Origin of the sequence: Pseudomonas sp. SJZ079, assembly GCF_007993865.1 — a bacterium.
Classification (GTDB): domain Bacteria; phylum Pseudomonadota; class Gammaproteobacteria; order Pseudomonadales; family Pseudomonadaceae; genus Aquipseudomonas.
The window spans coordinates 287894-302060 of the sequence record NZ_VIUH01000003.1 but is presented as its reverse complement, the minus strand read 5'-3'; the positions used below and the strand labels follow the sequence as shown (position 1 = coordinate 302060).

Here is a 14167-nt window from a genome sequence, read left to right as displayed (position 1 = left end):
ACCAGCTCAGCCTTCGGTCGGCCTGTTCTCATAGCCCCGCCTCCGCCCCTCAATACACTCGATTAATAGTAGTTATTTGAGGGACGGAACACTAGCTCATCGAGAGCCGACCCATACGCACTACCAATCAATGGCAAAGCCCGCACAGCACCACATCCCATACCGCCGAAGTAAAACTTCGCATCGGATGCACGCATGCAGCTATCTACTCATTCAGAATCAGTAGCGAAATAATGTATCGCTATCGTCCAACCCGCGTTGGGCCATACCACCACAAACATGGACGACCAGTGACCGCACAGAACCGGCGACGAAGCAGATAGGGAGAGCCGGAGGGACGCCTGAAAGGCGAGAGACTAAAAGAGGGGAAGGAAGACGGCTCCGTGGCCATAGGTGACGGCGCACCAAATAAACCACGGAGCTAAACCAAAAAACAGATTACTTGGCCGGCTTGCGGCGACGCAGCTGCAACAAGTATTGCACGGGGCCTGAAGCTGCATACGCAAGGAAGATGATCAGGAGAATCCGTGGCGGATCACTGAACACCACAGCAAAGACCAACACCACCGCCAGGATAGCGACAAAAGGTACGCGCCCTTTCAGATCAAGATCCTTGAAGCTGTGGTACTTGATATTGCTGACCATCAGCATGCCGGCAGCAGCCACCAACATCGCCACGGCAAAGGCCATATTCGAGCCCTTGATGCCAAAGTCACTAAAGGCCCAGACGGTACCTGCCACCACACCAGCCGCAGCGGGGCTGGCCAAACCGATGAAAAAGCGTTTGTCCGCTGTGCCAACCTGGGTATTGAACCGCGCCAGGCGCAAGGCAGCACCCGCGACGTAGATAAACGCCACCATCCAGCCGACTTTGCCCATGCTGCCCAGCGCCCACTCGAAGGCGAGCAACGCTGGAGCCACACCGAAGGCGACCATATCGGACAACGAATCGTACTCAGCACCAAAAGCGCTCTGCGTATTGGTCAGTCGCGCCACTCGCCCATCCAGACTATCCAGCACCATGGCCACGAATACCGCAGCAGCGGCCACATAGAAATTGCCGTTCATGGCATTGATGATTGCGTAGAAACCGGCGAACAGATTAGCCGTGGTAAATAGATTGGGTAGCAGATAGATACCGCGATGACGAACCTTACGCCCCTCGGCGTCATGCCCTTCTTCCTCATGCTCATCGATTGGCAGCATGCTTTCGGCGTCGGGGGCCGGCGTTGGCTCTTCTGGACGTTCGCTCATGAACAATACCTTGCAACGGAGATGGAAAATATCGACAGCGGTTACCGACAATGATTCGCAGGTAACTCTGACTTAGTAATCAGGCTTTATACCAGAAGCCTCGTACTAGAATGAAAAAACGCGGCCAAGGCCGCGTTTTTCTTGAATCGACCAGCCTTAGTTCTTGGCCTTGTCGACAATCTTGTTGGCGCCGATCCAAGGCATCATGGAGCGCAGTTGCTCGCCGATGATCTCGATGCCGTGAGCCGCATTGTTACGACGCTTGGCGGTCATCGACGGGTAGCCGGTAGCCCCTTCGCTGATGAACATCTTGGCGTACTCGCCGTCTTGAATACGCTTCAGCGCGTTGCGCATGGCTTGACGGGATTCGGCGTTGATCACTTCCGGGCCGGTCACATACTCGCCGTACTCGGCGTTGTTGGAGATCGAGTAGTTCATGTTGGCGATACCGCCTTCGTACATGAGGTCAACGATCAACTTCAGCTCGTGCAGGCACTCGAAGTAGGCCATTTCTGGCGCATAGCCAGCTTCAACCAAGGTTTCGAAACCAGCTTTAACCAGTTCAACAGTACCGCCACAGAGAACAGCCTGCTCGCCGAACAGGTCAGTTTCGGTTTCGTCCTTGAAGGTGGTTTCGATGATGCCGGTACGACCGCCGCCCACACCTGCCGCGTAGGAAAGCGCGAGGTTTTTGGCATTGCCGGAAGCATCCTGGTAAATCGCGATCAGGTCAGGAATACCGCCGCCTTTGACGAACTCGGAGCGCACGGTGTGGCCCGGGGCTTTCGGCGCGATCATGATCACGTCGAGGTCAGCACGCGGCACGACTTGGTTGTAGTGGATGGCGAAGCCATGGGAGAAGGCCAGAGTAGCGCCCTTCTTCAGGTTCGGTTCGACTTCGTCCTTGTACAGCTTGGACTGGAACTCATCCGGGGTCAGGATCATGACCAGGTCGGCTGCAGCGACGGCGGAAGCAACGTCAGTCACTTTCAAGCCGTGCGCTTCGGCCTTGGCGACAGTGGCGGAGCCTTTGCGCAGGCCAACGGTCACGTCGACACCGGAGTCTTTCAGGTTGCATGCCTGGGCGTGGCCCTGGGAGCCGTAGCCGATGATGGCGACTTTCTTGCCCTGGATGATCGAGAGATCACAGTCTTTGTCGTAATACACTTTCATGGAAATTCCCCTATATAACTGGCCTCACGGGCCATTCGCCTAAGATTTAAATGCTGAGTACTTTGTCGCCACGGGAGATTCCGGTGACGCCGCTACGTACGGTTTCCAGGATTGCGGCAGTTCCGATCGCCTGAATGAAGCTGTCCAGCTTGTCGCTCGTGCCGCCCAACTGAATGGTGTACACGCTGCTGGTTACATCGACGATCTGCCCACGGAAGATATCCGTGGTGCGCTTGACCTCTGCGCGCTGAGCACCGGTGGCCTTGACCTTGACCAGCATCAGCTCGCGCTCGATATGCGCGCTTTCCGACAGGTTCACCAGCTTGACCACTTCAACCAGCTTGTTGAGGTTCTTGGTGATTTGCTCGATCACCTCATCGTGACCCACGGTGGTCAACGTCAGACGCGACAAGGTCGGGTCCTCGGTTGGCGCCACGGTCAGGCTTTCGATGTTGTAGTTACGTTGCGAGAACAAACCGACCACACGGGACAAAGCGCCTGGCTCGTTTTCCAGCAGCAGGGAAATGATGTGTCGCATGCTTAAGTCCGCTCCGTCTTGCTCAACCACATATCACGCATCGACCCGTCTTTGATCAGCATCGGATAGACGTGCTCGCTGTTATCGACCTGAATATCGAGGAATACCAGACGATCCTTCAGCGCGAACGCCTCTTCCATCATGGGCTTCAGATCCTTCACGTCGGTGATGCGCATACCCACGTGACCATAGGCCTCGGTCAACTTGACGAAATCGGGCAACGACTCCATGTAGGAGTGCGAATGACGACTGCTGTACATCATGTCCTGCCACTGGCGCACCATACCGAGGACGCCATTGTTCAGGTTGATGATTTTCACCGGCAGGTCGTACTGCAGGCAGGTCGACAGCTCCTGGATGTTCATCTGGATACTGCCTTCACCGGTGACACAGGCTACGTCGTCGTCAGGGAAGTTCAGCTTGACCCCCATCGCAGCCGGGAAGCCGAAGCCCATGGTGCCGAGACCGCCGGAGTTGATCCAGCGATTGGGTTTATTGAAGCGGTAGTACTGTGCCGCAAACATCTGATGCTGACCCACGTCGGAGGTGACGAAGGCATCGCCGTGGGTCACCTCGCTCAGCGTTTCGATCACGGTCTGCGGCTTGATGATGCTGCCGTCACCCTTGTCGTACGGGAACATGCCACGGCTACCACGCCATTCTTCGATCTGCTTCCACCAACTGGACAATGCCTCTTTGCCCGGGGCTTCGCCGATTTCCTTGAGGATCGCGACCATCTCGGTCAGCACGCTGTCCACCGGACCGACAATCGGAATGTCGGCCTTGATGGTCTTGGAGATCGAAGCGGGATCGATGTCGATATGGATGATCTTGGCGTTCGGGCAGAACTTACTCGGGCCGTTGATTACCCGATCATCGAAGCGCGCGCCCACGGCGAGAATCACATCGGCATGGTGCATCGCCAGGTTGGCGGTGTAGCTGCCATGCATACCCAGCATGCCGAGGAACTGGCGATCGGTGCCCGGATAGCCGCCCAAGCCCATCAGGGTATTGGTCACCGGCAGGTTGAGCATTTTCGCCAGTTCGGTCAGCGGCGCCGCGGCGCCGCCCATGATCACCCCACCACCGGAGTAGAGCACGGGTCGCTTGGCGCTCAGGAGCAATTCCGCGGCTTTGCGGATCTGCCCGGAATGCCCGCGCAATGCCGGGCTATAGGAGCGCAGCTTGGCTTTCTTCGGGTAAACGTATTCGAATTTCTCGGCCGGATTGGTCATGTCCTTTGGAATATCCACGACAACCGGACCGGGACGGCCAGACTGCGCCAGATAGAAGGCTTTCTTCAATACGTCTGGGATTTCCGAGGCATGCTTGATCATGAAGCTGTGCTTCACGATCGGCCGGGAGATACCGATCATGTCGGTTTCCTGGAAGGCATCGGTACCGACCATGTTGCTGGGCACCTGGCCGGACAGCACCACCATCGGAATGGAATCCATGTAGGCCGTGGCAATACCGGTAATGGCATTGGTCGCGCCCGGGCCAGAGGTCACCAGCACCACACCGGCTTTACCGGTTGCGCGGGCATAACCATCGGCCATATGCGTTGCCGCCTGTTCATGACGGACCAGGATATGTTGCACTTCCGGCTCTTTGAACAGGGCATCGTAGATATGCAGCAAGGCACCGCCAGGGTAGCCATAAATGTTCTTAACGCCTTCGTCACGCAAAAAGCGGACGACCATTTCAGCGCCGGATAAAAGCTCCACGTTGTTCACCTCTAAAACGCCAGAAAACCGCCCACAGCGGGACGGTCTAAGATAGGTTTACTGCCAAGCAGAGCATGAGCGACGGTGGTCGCCGACTACGTCAGCTACTACTGAGCAAGTACTGGGAACACCCCAAGTATTGCGGGGCCTTCCCACCCAGCGCGAGGTAACGCGTTGCGGGTGTAACAGGTCGGCGCGGGTGTGCGCCTCATGTCTGCTGAGCTAAAGCCTGCTTGCGGCGGACTCCACTACAGCGAACGTTGAATTGTTCGGATTCGCGCGAAGCAAGTCAAGTGATCCGTAGCGGAATCTGCAATCTTCTGCTGTGACGCAGCGCAGGATGAAGATTCAAGCTTTTTCGTTATAGTAACCACCAGGTTTCGCAGCTCATTTAAGGAAACAGCATGCGCCGAATAATTCTCACCAGCAGCTTGCTGCTCGCCCTGAGCGCAACCGCCATGGCCAGCCAGGTGTACAAGTGGGTCGATGCACAAGGGGTCACCCACTTCGGTGCGCAGCCACCGCAAGGCCAGCAAAGCACAACCATCAATACCGCGACCCCACCGCCCAAGCCTGTTGAGGAGAAAGCTGCACCGACTTTCCAGAGCATCGCCGACCCCGAGCAGGCCGCGATTGACGAGAAGGTCAAACGAGAAATCGCCGCCAAGGAAGTCGAGCGCAAGAAGCATTGCGAAAGCGTGCGCACAAACCTCGCGCAACTGGAGAACAACCCACGAGTGCGAGTCGAGGAAGCAGGTGAGGTGCGCCGCCTAACCGAAGAGGAGCGTCAACAGCGCATTGCTGAGGCCAAGAAGTCGATCGCCAGTAACTGCAAATAAGCAGGCCAGCGCGGCCTCAGGTCGCGCCAGCGATCAGCTGATCGAATGCACCCAGCAACCTTATAAGCTCCCTGGCTTGCCCCATGCGCTGGCCGTACACCTGCTCGGCCATGGGCTGAATCCCAGAGACAGTAGGCAGCTCTGCCTCTGTTTCAAGCAGGTGCTTCATGCGCGGCAGAAAGATCCATTGCAACCACTGCTCGAATGCCATGCTATCGACGCAAAAGGGTTGCTGGCTGGCCATGGATGCCTCGCTCGGCGACTGATCGCTCCACCAGCCCTGCGCTCGCAGCTCACGCTCGATCAGCAACAACTGCTCAGCCACCGCCAGCACACGTGCATCCATCAGAGATTGACCCGCGCACGCTCACGCGCCTGCGCCGCACCGGCAGGATCGCCCTGGCGCTCACGAGCCTGGGCGATCAGGTTCCACAAGCTGGCCTGCAGCGCCGGACGACCACTGGCATAACTCAAACCACGACGCGCGAACTGCTCGGCCTGGGCCGCATCGCCCTGAGCCAAACGAACCTCTGCCAGACGAAAGAGCACCTGCGGCTCACGCGGCGCGATGCGCTGAGCCCGCTCCAGACTGGACGCCGCGCCATTCAGATCACCGCTACCTTGCTGTTGCTGGGCAGTCGTCAACAATGCCAAGACCGGGCCATCCAACTGCTCATCGGCAGCCAAGCCTCCCGAACTCGGAATTCCGCTCGGCATCACCGGAGCTGGCGCGCCGTAAGCCCCCGAGCCACTCGAGTCAGTGCTCAGCGGCGCACTGCCCTGACTGCCGCTGATCGGCGTACTGGGCGCAGGAAAGCTTTGAATCGGCGCACTGCTGCCACCTGCACCCGGCACCATTACCACCACACCCGAGTCTTGTGGCTGGCTCGGTCGTGGGCTAGCCGGCGCACCATAACCGCCAACGCTGCCCTGTTGCTGCTCAGAGGCCGACGAGCCAGACTCGACCACCGGAATCGAGCCGCGTGGCACGCTGGCGCAACCACCCAGCAATACCGAGGCAGTTAAAGCAGGAATCAACCACTTAGTCACGTCACACCCTCTTCAATTAATCCAACCAGCCACGGACCCAATCCATGACCGAGTCGACCGGCGCCTGAATGCCACAGGCGATGCCAGGGACTGGTTCGCTGCCGCGAATATACGGCATCTGCACGGCATTCGGGCAGCTCGGGTCGGAGCCTCGCCCGCTGTTGGCGTCCACCCAGGCTTGCACCACGTTATCCGGTAGCGGCATGTCCAGCGGCAGCGGGTCGGCCTTGCGCATGAAGTCGGTCCACACCTGCAAGGCGCCACTGGCACCGGTCAGCGGCGTTGGGCCGTTATCGTCGCGGCCGAGCCAGACCACCGCCAACAGATCCTGGCTGAAGCCGGCAAACCAGCTGTCCCGCGAGTCGTTACTGGTCCCGGTCTTACCCGCTAACGCCAGAGAGCGGGGCAACTGGTTATACACCGAGCGTCCGGTGCCTTCGTGCATGGTGCGCTGCATGGCGTTCTGCAGCAGATAAATCGCACCGGCATCGAAACGCTGCTGAATCTGGTAGGGGTAGCGCTTAAGCGGCTCGCCCTCGGCGGTCAAGACACTGCGAATCCCTCGCAACGGGGTATTGAAGCCACCATTGGCCAGGGTCTGATACATATCCGCCACTTCCAGCGGGCTCAGTGCACCCGCGCCCAGCAGCATCGACGGATAGGCCGGCCACTTGCGCTCGACACCCAGGCGCTCAAGGGTTTTGAGTACGTTTGGCACGCCCAGTTCCAGCCCCAACTTGGCAGTGGACAGGTTGTAGGAGTTGACCAACCCCTGGTACAGGTAAATCGTGCCATGGGCCTTGCGGTCGTAATTCTGCGGACGCCAGACCTGACCGTCCTGCCCCTTGATGGAAAAAGGTTGATCCTCGAGCAAGCTGGTCAGGGTGTACTGGCTAGGACGCTCCAGCGCGGTCAGGTAGATCGCCGGCTTGATCAGCGAGCCAATCGGCCGCACCGCATCCAAGGCCCGGTTGAAGCCGGCAAAGCGCGGCTGACGACTGCCGATCAATGCCTGGACCTCACCGGTTTCCGGGTTGCTCACGACCATCCCGGCCTCCACCTGATCCACGCCTTTGCGCCCGGACAAGCGCTTCAGCGAGTCGGCCAGGGCGCTTTCGGCCTTGAGCTGGATAATCGGATCGAAACTGGTGAAGATGCGCAGCCCTTCTTCGGTCAAATCGGCCTCGCGATAGTCCTCGCGCAGCTGGCGCTTAACCAGATCGAGGAAAGCCGGAAACGAGCTGTCGGCCAGGCTGCCACGGCTACTCACACCGAGCGGTTTCTGCTTGGCCGTATTGGCCTCTTCGGGCGTCACCACGCCCTGTTCGGCGAGAACGTCGAGTACCAGGTTACGCCGCTCCAGGGCCCGCTCCGGGTTACGCCGTGGATTGTAGTAGGTAGGCCCCTTGACCATGCCGACCAGCAGCGCCACTTGCTCGAGCTTCAGCTCGGAGAGCGGTTGGCTGAAGAAATACTGACTGGCCAGACCGAAGCCATGCACCGCACGCTGGCCATCCTGACCGAGGAAGACCTCATTGAGGTAGGCCTCGAGGATGTCCTTCTTGTCGTAATGCAATTCCAGCAGCACGGCCATCATGGCTTCGACGGCCTTGCGCGCGAGACTACGTTCGTTGGTCAGGTAAAAGTTCTTCACCAACTGCTGCGTCAGCGTGCTACCGCCTTGGCGTAATTGCCCGGCCGTGGCGTTGACCCACACGGCACGGGCGATCGACTTGGGCGACACGCCGAAGTGATTGAAGAATTCGCGATCTTCGACCGCCACCAGGGTTTCCACCAGATAAGGCGGCACCTGCTCCAGCTTGATCAACAGCCGGTCTTCCTGGTGCGCGGGATAGAGCCCGCCAATCAGCAAGGGCTCCAATCGGGCTACTGCCAGATTGCTACCGTTGGCTAGACTCAGGCCGGCGACGTAATCGCCGGAAAAGCGTACACGCACGCGCTGCGAGGGTTCGCTGCTTTCATAGAACTGAAAACCGCGGGTATGCAATTCGAGGTTATTGCCGGCCACCGATACGCCACCGGGGCCATTACCGGCGTTTTCCCGGCGATAGCCGAGGGCGTCCAATTCCTTGAGAAAATCAGTCTTGGCCAGTTTCTGCCCGACGAACAGCTCCAGCGGTCTGGCATAGACCTTGGCGGGCACTGTCCAGCGCTTACCGGAGAACTTCTCCTGCACCACGGCATCGAGGTAAACCGCAAAACCGGCGAGTACGACCAAACCGACCAGACCGAGCTTGATAGCCCAGCCCAACCAGGGGCGCATGCCACGCGCGCGGCGTTTTGAACGAGAACGGGGGGATCGGGTACGAGTCATGGCGCGGCATTATACGCACTTTGCCGGGCACAAGCAGGCGCAGCCCAGCGGTTTGCACAGCGGCTCGCAGCCGCCATAATGCCCGCCTCTTAAATTTGTTCGCATAGCCAAGGATCACCCGTGAGCCAAGCCCTGATTGCCGCTTTGCAAAACCCGGCCCTCTACCCTCACCCGGTGGACGGCTTCCAGGTCATCGAGACGCACATTTCCTGGGTCCTGCTGACCGGCCCCTACGCTTACAAGATCAAGAAGCCGGTGAATTTCGGCTTCCTCGACTTCACCGAATTAGCGGCCCGCGAACACTTCTGCAAGGAAGAACTGCGCCTCAATCAACGCCTGACTCACGACCTGTACCTGGAGGTTTTGCCGATCAACGGTAGCCTCGAGGCGCCGCAATTGAATGGCGACGGCCCGGTCATCGAGTACGTGCTGAAAATGCGCCAGTTCCCCCAGGACCAGTTGCTGGGTGAGGTGCAGGCGCGCGGCGAGATGAGCGAGGCGCACATCGACGCCTTGGCCCAGAGCATCGCCCACTTTCATCTGAACGCCCCACACGTAGCGCAGGAGCATGAACTCGGTACGCCTGAAGCGATCATGGCGCCGATCAGGCAGAATTTCGAACAGGTCCGCCCGCTGCTCGCGGATCAAGCCGACCTGCAACAACTCGATGCCCTAGAGGCCTGGGCCGAAAGCAGCTTCGAACGACTCAAGCCACTCCTGGCGCAACGTAAAACCGAGGGTTTCATTCGCGAATGCCACGGTGATATCCACCTGGGTAATGTCACCCTGCTCGACGGCCAGGTCACGCTGTTCGACTGCATCGAATTCAACGAACCCTTCCGCCTGATCGACATCGTCTCGGACGCCGCCTTCCTCGCCATGGACCTGGAAGACCGCGGCCTGAAACCCTTGGCGCGGCGCTTCGTCAGCACCTGGCTGGAGCACACCGGCGACTACGCTTCGCTGGACCTGCTGAACTTCTATAGAGCCTACCGCGCCATGGTACGCGGCAAAGTCAGCCTGTTCCGCCTCGGCCAGGAACAGGACGCGGTGCAGCGCGCAGTGATTCTGCGTCAATACCGCAGCTACGCCGCCCTGGCGGAGAGCTACAGCGCCATCCCTTCGCGTTTCCTGGCCATTACCCATGGCGTTTCTGCGGTCGGCAAGAGCCAGGTTGCCATGCGCCTGGTCGAGGCACTCGGGGCCATCCGTCTACGTTCGGATGTCGAACGCAAGCGCCTGTTCGGCGAGCAGCAGAGCGGTGACCAAGCTCAGTTAAGCGCCGGCATCTACAATCAGGACGCCAGCGCGGCGACCTACCAACGCCTGCATCAACTGGCCGATGCTGCGCTGCACGCGGGCTTCCCGGTGGTGATCGATGCCACCTACCTGAAGCAGGCGCAGCGTCGGGCCGCCTGGCAGATTGCCGAAAACACCGGCGCGCCCTTCCTGATCCTCGACTGTCATGCTCCAGACGAGGTGATCGCCAGCTGGCTGGCCCAGCGTCAGGCCGCGGACCAGGACCCGTCCGATGCCACGCTCGAGGTCATCCAGACGCAGCACGCCAGCCGCGAAGCGCTCAACGACGACGAACAAGCCCACAGCAAACGCGTCGAAACCCACCAAAGCGCCAGCCTGGATAGCCTGGTAGCACGCATCCGTCAGCGCTTGCCTGGCCTGTAAAGCGCACAACACTCGAGTCAGCCATGGCGAGCAGAGCTTGCCGTGGCTTCTATACTGGCTGGAAACCCTGCAATGGATAGCCCCCATGAGCCAGCCGCGCCAACTCGATTGCCCGCTCTACCGCCTGCTGTATAACGAAGACATCAGCGGATTCAACAGCCGAAAACCGCAAAATGAGGAGATTAACCTCAGTGGCGGCGATTTTCGTGGCCTCGACTTCCGCGCCCTGAACGCCGAACGCATCAATTTCAGCGACGCGTACTTCCGCGGCACCGACCTGCGCGGCCTCGACCTGCGCCAGGCACAACTGGAAGGCGCCAGCCTGGCTCATGCACAAATCTCAGGCGCCTACTTCCCCGCCGAACTCACTGCTGACGAGATACTGATGTCAGTCAACTTTGGCACCCGCCTGCGCTACCGCACCCGATAACCATGAGCGAGATCCCCCAACTGTTTGGCGCCCGCGCCGGTGCCTACGCCAGCTTCCGCCCCGAGTATCCGGACGCACTGTTCCACTGGCTGGCCAATCGCTGCCCCGAGCACCAGCGCGCCCTGGACATCGCCTGCGGTAATGGCCAGGCCAGCCGCCCGCTCCGCCAGTACTTCGCGCAGGTCCTGGCCTGCGATGCGAGTCTCGACCAGCTGCGCGCCAGCGAAGACTTCGGCGACATCACATTGTTTGCCGCCAGTGCCGAGGCACAACCATTGGTCAGTGCCAGCCTCGATCTGGTCGTGGTCGCGCAGGCCCTGCATTGGTTCGCCACGCCGGAATTCTTCGCCGAGGTGGCCCGCCTGCTCAAGCCCGGCGGATTGTTCTGCGCCTGGTGCTACAGCCTGCTGCGTATCGACGGACCGCTGGATGAACTGATCGACGTTTTCTACTGGGGCACTCTGGGCGGCTACTGGCCCGCCGGGCGCAGCAGTGTCGACGCCGGCTATTGCGACCTCTACGCACCCTTCCCACGCATCGAGCTACCCGATCTGGCCATCGAAATGCAGTGGAACTTCAACCAGCTGCTCGGCTATCTGCGCACCTGGTCGGCGGTGCAATGCTGGGAACACCAGCACGACCGCGATCCCGTGGCCGAGATTGCGCCCGCCCTGCGCGAAGCCTGGGGTGATAGCAATCAGCCACGCGTTGTCCGCTGGCCGCTACACTTTCTGGCAGGCATCCCATCCTGAGTGTTTTCTCCAGCCGCCCCTGGCCATGCAAGGAGCCCCGATGAACGACGAACTGCAACACCTGAAAAACCTTGGCAAGACCTCGGCGCAGTGGCTGCATGCCGTTGGCATCCACAGCGCCAACGACCTGCGCCGGCTCGGCGCGGTCAGTGCCTATCGCGCTGTACGCGCGCGCGGCTTTCGTGCCTCCAAAGTCTTGCTCTACGCCATCGAAGGGGCACTTCTGGATGTGCACTGGAATCAGTTGCCGCCCGCGCACAAAGCAGAATTGAACGGCCAACTCGAAGCCTGCTCGTTCAACAACAAGAGCTAGCTCACAACCTTTGCCGACAATGATTTACCTGAGAGAGGACGCCGCCTATTGTTTTAGGGCCTTTCGTGCGTTTCAGCCAGCCTAGCCAGTTCAAGGAATTACGCGTATGTATTTACTCGGTGAGCAACCGGCTTACGCCGATCAACTGATCAACCGACTGCAAAGCATCCCCACGCAGCTGCTGGAAGGCCTGTCACCTAGCGGTTCGCCCCTACAGCTGGAAGGGGTCGAGGATCTGGCCACAATGCTGCCGGACAACCAGTTGTTCATAATTGAAAATGGCTTGCTGCACGCCCTGGTCAGCGAACGGCCGCTGTTCTATCTACAGGAAGGCGACTTGGTCGGCTTGCGCCAGGGTATCGACCTGCCCAGTTGCCGCTTCAGCAGCGAAGAGCCACTGAGCCTGATCCCCTACTCGCGTAGCGAAGTGTTCAAGCACATCTATGCCAGCGAGCAACGCCAAGAGTTGTTCATCCAGTACCTGATCGGCCATACCGCCCTGCTTTCCGATGCTTTGGCTCGCCTCAAGCAGCCGGATATCCGCCCCGCTACCGGCTTCCAGCACTTCGCTGCCGGCGAAGAGCTGATCCTCCAAGGTGCGGCCGCCGACCATGTGTTCATCATCATCGAGGGCCGCGCCGAGGCTTACGTCGACGGGCACAAGGTCGGCGACGTGCAGAAAGACGAAATCTTCGGTGCCATGGCCGTCTTCACCCGCGAGAAACGCAGCGCCACCGTGGTGGCCTGTGAGCCCTGCACGGTGATGGTGATCCCCAAGGAACAATTCCTCAGTTTGATGCAGAGTAATCCGCGGATCGCCCATAGCCTGATCGAGAACATGGCCCGGCGCATCGACTTGCTCAACAAGGAAGTCACCCAGCTGCGTTTGCCAGCCGCCATATGAAGACCCGCTGCGGACATTAGTGCCAGGGGTCAGCCATGCCAGGTTTTCGAGAGGCGCCGCAGCACGCAAATATATGTAGCGAAGACCATTGACTTGCAAATGATAATTGTTATTATTATCGCAGCTGATCGCGAGATCAGCCGATAAGCTCAAGAGACTTACAGGACTCTTAAGGTTATCTCCTCATCAGGCTAATCACGGTTATTGACCCGGCTCTTGCCGGGTCTTTTTTTTTGCGCGCAGAAATGTGGCGCCCGCAACTACTTGTCGGCAACAACTCAAGGACGCAAGTCGGCGCAGTGATCCTGCTCGGGCAACGCGGCGCTGTACCAGACGAAATCGGCCGCAGCCGCATTAACCGGCTTGCCGACCTCGGCGAGGAGCAACACCAGGCTGTCCGCCAGCGGGTTCAGATCGACCAGGTGCAAGGGAACGCCCAGGTCACGGCGCACATGAAAGGCTCCGGCAATTAGCAGACTGGGCTCGGGCGCCGCCAGCAGGGCCTCGGCCATGCGTCGATCGCGTTGCTGTTGCACGGCGAGCATGGCCGGCAACTGACTGTCCGGCAGCAGGCCGCAGTGAGAGACGCGAATCTGCTCCAGCAACGGCTGACGCACCCTTTGCGCCGTCGACGCCGCGCCGTTCAAGGGCGCTGGCCGGCGATAGACCTGCAGCACCTCAGCACGCTGCAGATTGGCCGCCAACAACGGATAGGGCTGGCTCAGAGCATGCCGTACCAGCGGCTCATACAGCGCCCAGTTCCAGCCGCGTTGCCAAGCCAGTGCGCGCTGCAGATCGGCAACCGGCTTATTGGCCGCCAACTGCGCACGCACGGCATCCACCTTGGTTTGCTGGTCCGGCGTCAGCATTTCCAGCAATAGACTGCCCTGCTGCCGCTGCGCGGCCAGGGCACGCAACAGCCAGAGCTGCAGGGCATGGTGATCGGGGTTGTCGTGCTGTTCGCCGATCAGCACCCGTGGCGCCTTGGTCAGACGCTCGACCAGTTGCCGTGGCGTCAGTCGCTCGCCGGTACGCAGATCCTCAATCCGCCCCAGATCAGCATGCGTCAGGCCCAGTGGACTCTGCCAAGTGGGCAGGGGCGGCAAAGCGCTCTGACAGCCCGTCAGGAGCACCAGCAAGGCGATGACAAGGACGCGCATGGGTTCTCC

14 protein-coding genes are annotated in these 14167 nt (G+C 59.9%); 6 read left to right on the top strand and 8 right to left on the bottom strand.

What is annotated here, in order from left to right; genetic code table 11:
• Positions 1-438: 438 nt before the first annotated feature.
• The 4 genes from pssA to FBY03_RS05485 form a co-directional block, all read right to left on the bottom strand.
• The gene (gene pssA, locus FBY03_RS05500; RefSeq protein ID WP_147171185.1) at positions 439-1254 is read right to left on the bottom strand and encodes a CDP-diacylglycerol--serine O-phosphatidyltransferase; all 816 of its coding nucleotides are present in this window, start codon (positions 1252-1254) and stop codon (positions 439-441) included.
• Positions 1255-1410: 156 nt separating this feature from the next.
• A complete protein-coding gene (gene ilvC / locus FBY03_RS05495) occupies positions 1411-2427 on the bottom strand; it encodes a ketol-acid reductoisomerase (protein WP_147171184.1) in 1017 nt (338 codons plus the stop codon).
• A gap of 46 nt (positions 2428-2473) precedes the next feature.
• Complete coding sequence (gene ilvN, locus FBY03_RS05490; RefSeq protein ID WP_147171183.1) at positions 2474-2965, bottom strand: acetolactate synthase small subunit; 492 nt, start codon at positions 2963-2965, stop codon at positions 2474-2476.
• A gap of 2 nt (positions 2966-2967) precedes the next feature.
• Positions 2968-4692 (bottom strand): acetolactate synthase 3 large subunit, encoded by a 1725-nt coding sequence (locus FBY03_RS05485; RefSeq protein WP_147171182.1) that lies wholly within the window; start codon positions 4690-4692, stop codon positions 2968-2970.
• A gap of 404 nt (positions 4693-5096) precedes the next feature.
• On the opposite strand from FBY03_RS05485, the gene FBY03_RS05480 reads away from it, so the two are divergent.
• Positions 5097-5531 (top strand): DUF4124 domain-containing protein, encoded by a 435-nt coding sequence (locus FBY03_RS05480; protein ID WP_147171181.1) that lies wholly within the window; start codon positions 5097-5099, stop codon positions 5529-5531.
• 16 nt (positions 5532-5547) lie between these two features.
• Here the strand turns inward: FBY03_RS05480 and FBY03_RS05475 are convergent, their stop codons facing one another.
• The 3 genes from FBY03_RS05475 to mrcB are packed head-to-tail and all read right to left on the bottom strand — an operon-like array spanning position 5548 to position 8916.
• A complete protein-coding gene (locus FBY03_RS05475; protein WP_147171180.1) occupies positions 5548-5877 on the bottom strand; it encodes a YqcC family protein in 330 nt (109 codons plus the stop codon).
• Positions 5877-6581, bottom strand: coding sequence for a tetratricopeptide repeat protein (locus FBY03_RS05470; protein ID WP_147171179.1), 705 nt, complete (start codon positions 6579-6581; stop codon positions 5877-5879). The genes FBY03_RS05475 and FBY03_RS05470 overlap by 1 nt, the downstream gene beginning before the upstream one ends.
• A 16-nt stretch (positions 6582-6597) precedes the next feature.
• Positions 6598-8916 (bottom strand): penicillin-binding protein 1B, encoded by a 2319-nt coding sequence (gene mrcB / locus FBY03_RS05465; RefSeq protein WP_147171178.1) that lies wholly within the window; start codon positions 8914-8916, stop codon positions 6598-6600.
• A gap of 120 nt (positions 8917-9036) precedes the next feature.
• Here mrcB and FBY03_RS05460 point away from each other — a divergent pair, with 120 nt between their 5' ends.
• From FBY03_RS05460 to FBY03_RS05440, 5 genes are all read left to right on the top strand, one after another.
• Positions 9037-10599 (top strand): bifunctional aminoglycoside phosphotransferase/ATP-binding protein, encoded by a 1563-nt coding sequence (locus FBY03_RS05460; protein WP_147171177.1) that lies wholly within the window; start codon positions 9037-9039, stop codon positions 10597-10599.
• Between the two features lie 85 nt (positions 10600-10684).
• Positions 10685-11029 carry a pentapeptide repeat-containing protein gene (locus FBY03_RS05455; protein ID WP_147171176.1) on the top strand — a complete coding sequence of 115 codons (345 nt, stop codon included), beginning with the start codon at positions 10685-10687 and terminating at the stop codon, positions 11027-11029.
• A 2-nt stretch (positions 11030-11031) separates the two neighbouring features.
• On the top strand, positions 11032-11781 hold the full coding sequence (locus FBY03_RS05450) for a class I SAM-dependent methyltransferase (protein ID WP_147171175.1): 750 nt from the start codon (positions 11032-11034) through the stop codon (positions 11779-11781).
• 40 nt (positions 11782-11821) lie between these two features.
• Complete coding sequence (locus tag FBY03_RS05445; RefSeq protein ID WP_147171174.1) at positions 11822-12094, top strand: TfoX/Sxy family protein; 273 nt, start codon at positions 11822-11824, stop codon at positions 12092-12094.
• 106 nt (positions 12095-12200) lie between these two features.
• Positions 12201-12998: a Crp/Fnr family transcriptional regulator gene (locus FBY03_RS05440; protein WP_147171173.1), complete on the top strand. Its 798-nt coding sequence runs from the start codon at positions 12201-12203 to the stop codon at positions 12996-12998.
• 278 nt (positions 12999-13276) lie between these two features.
• Here the strand turns inward: FBY03_RS05440 and FBY03_RS05435 are convergent, their stop codons facing one another.
• Complete coding sequence (locus FBY03_RS05435; RefSeq protein ID WP_147171172.1) at positions 13277-14158, bottom strand: ChaN family lipoprotein; 882 nt, start codon at positions 14156-14158, stop codon at positions 13277-13279.
• Positions 14159-14167 lie beyond the last annotated feature (9 nt).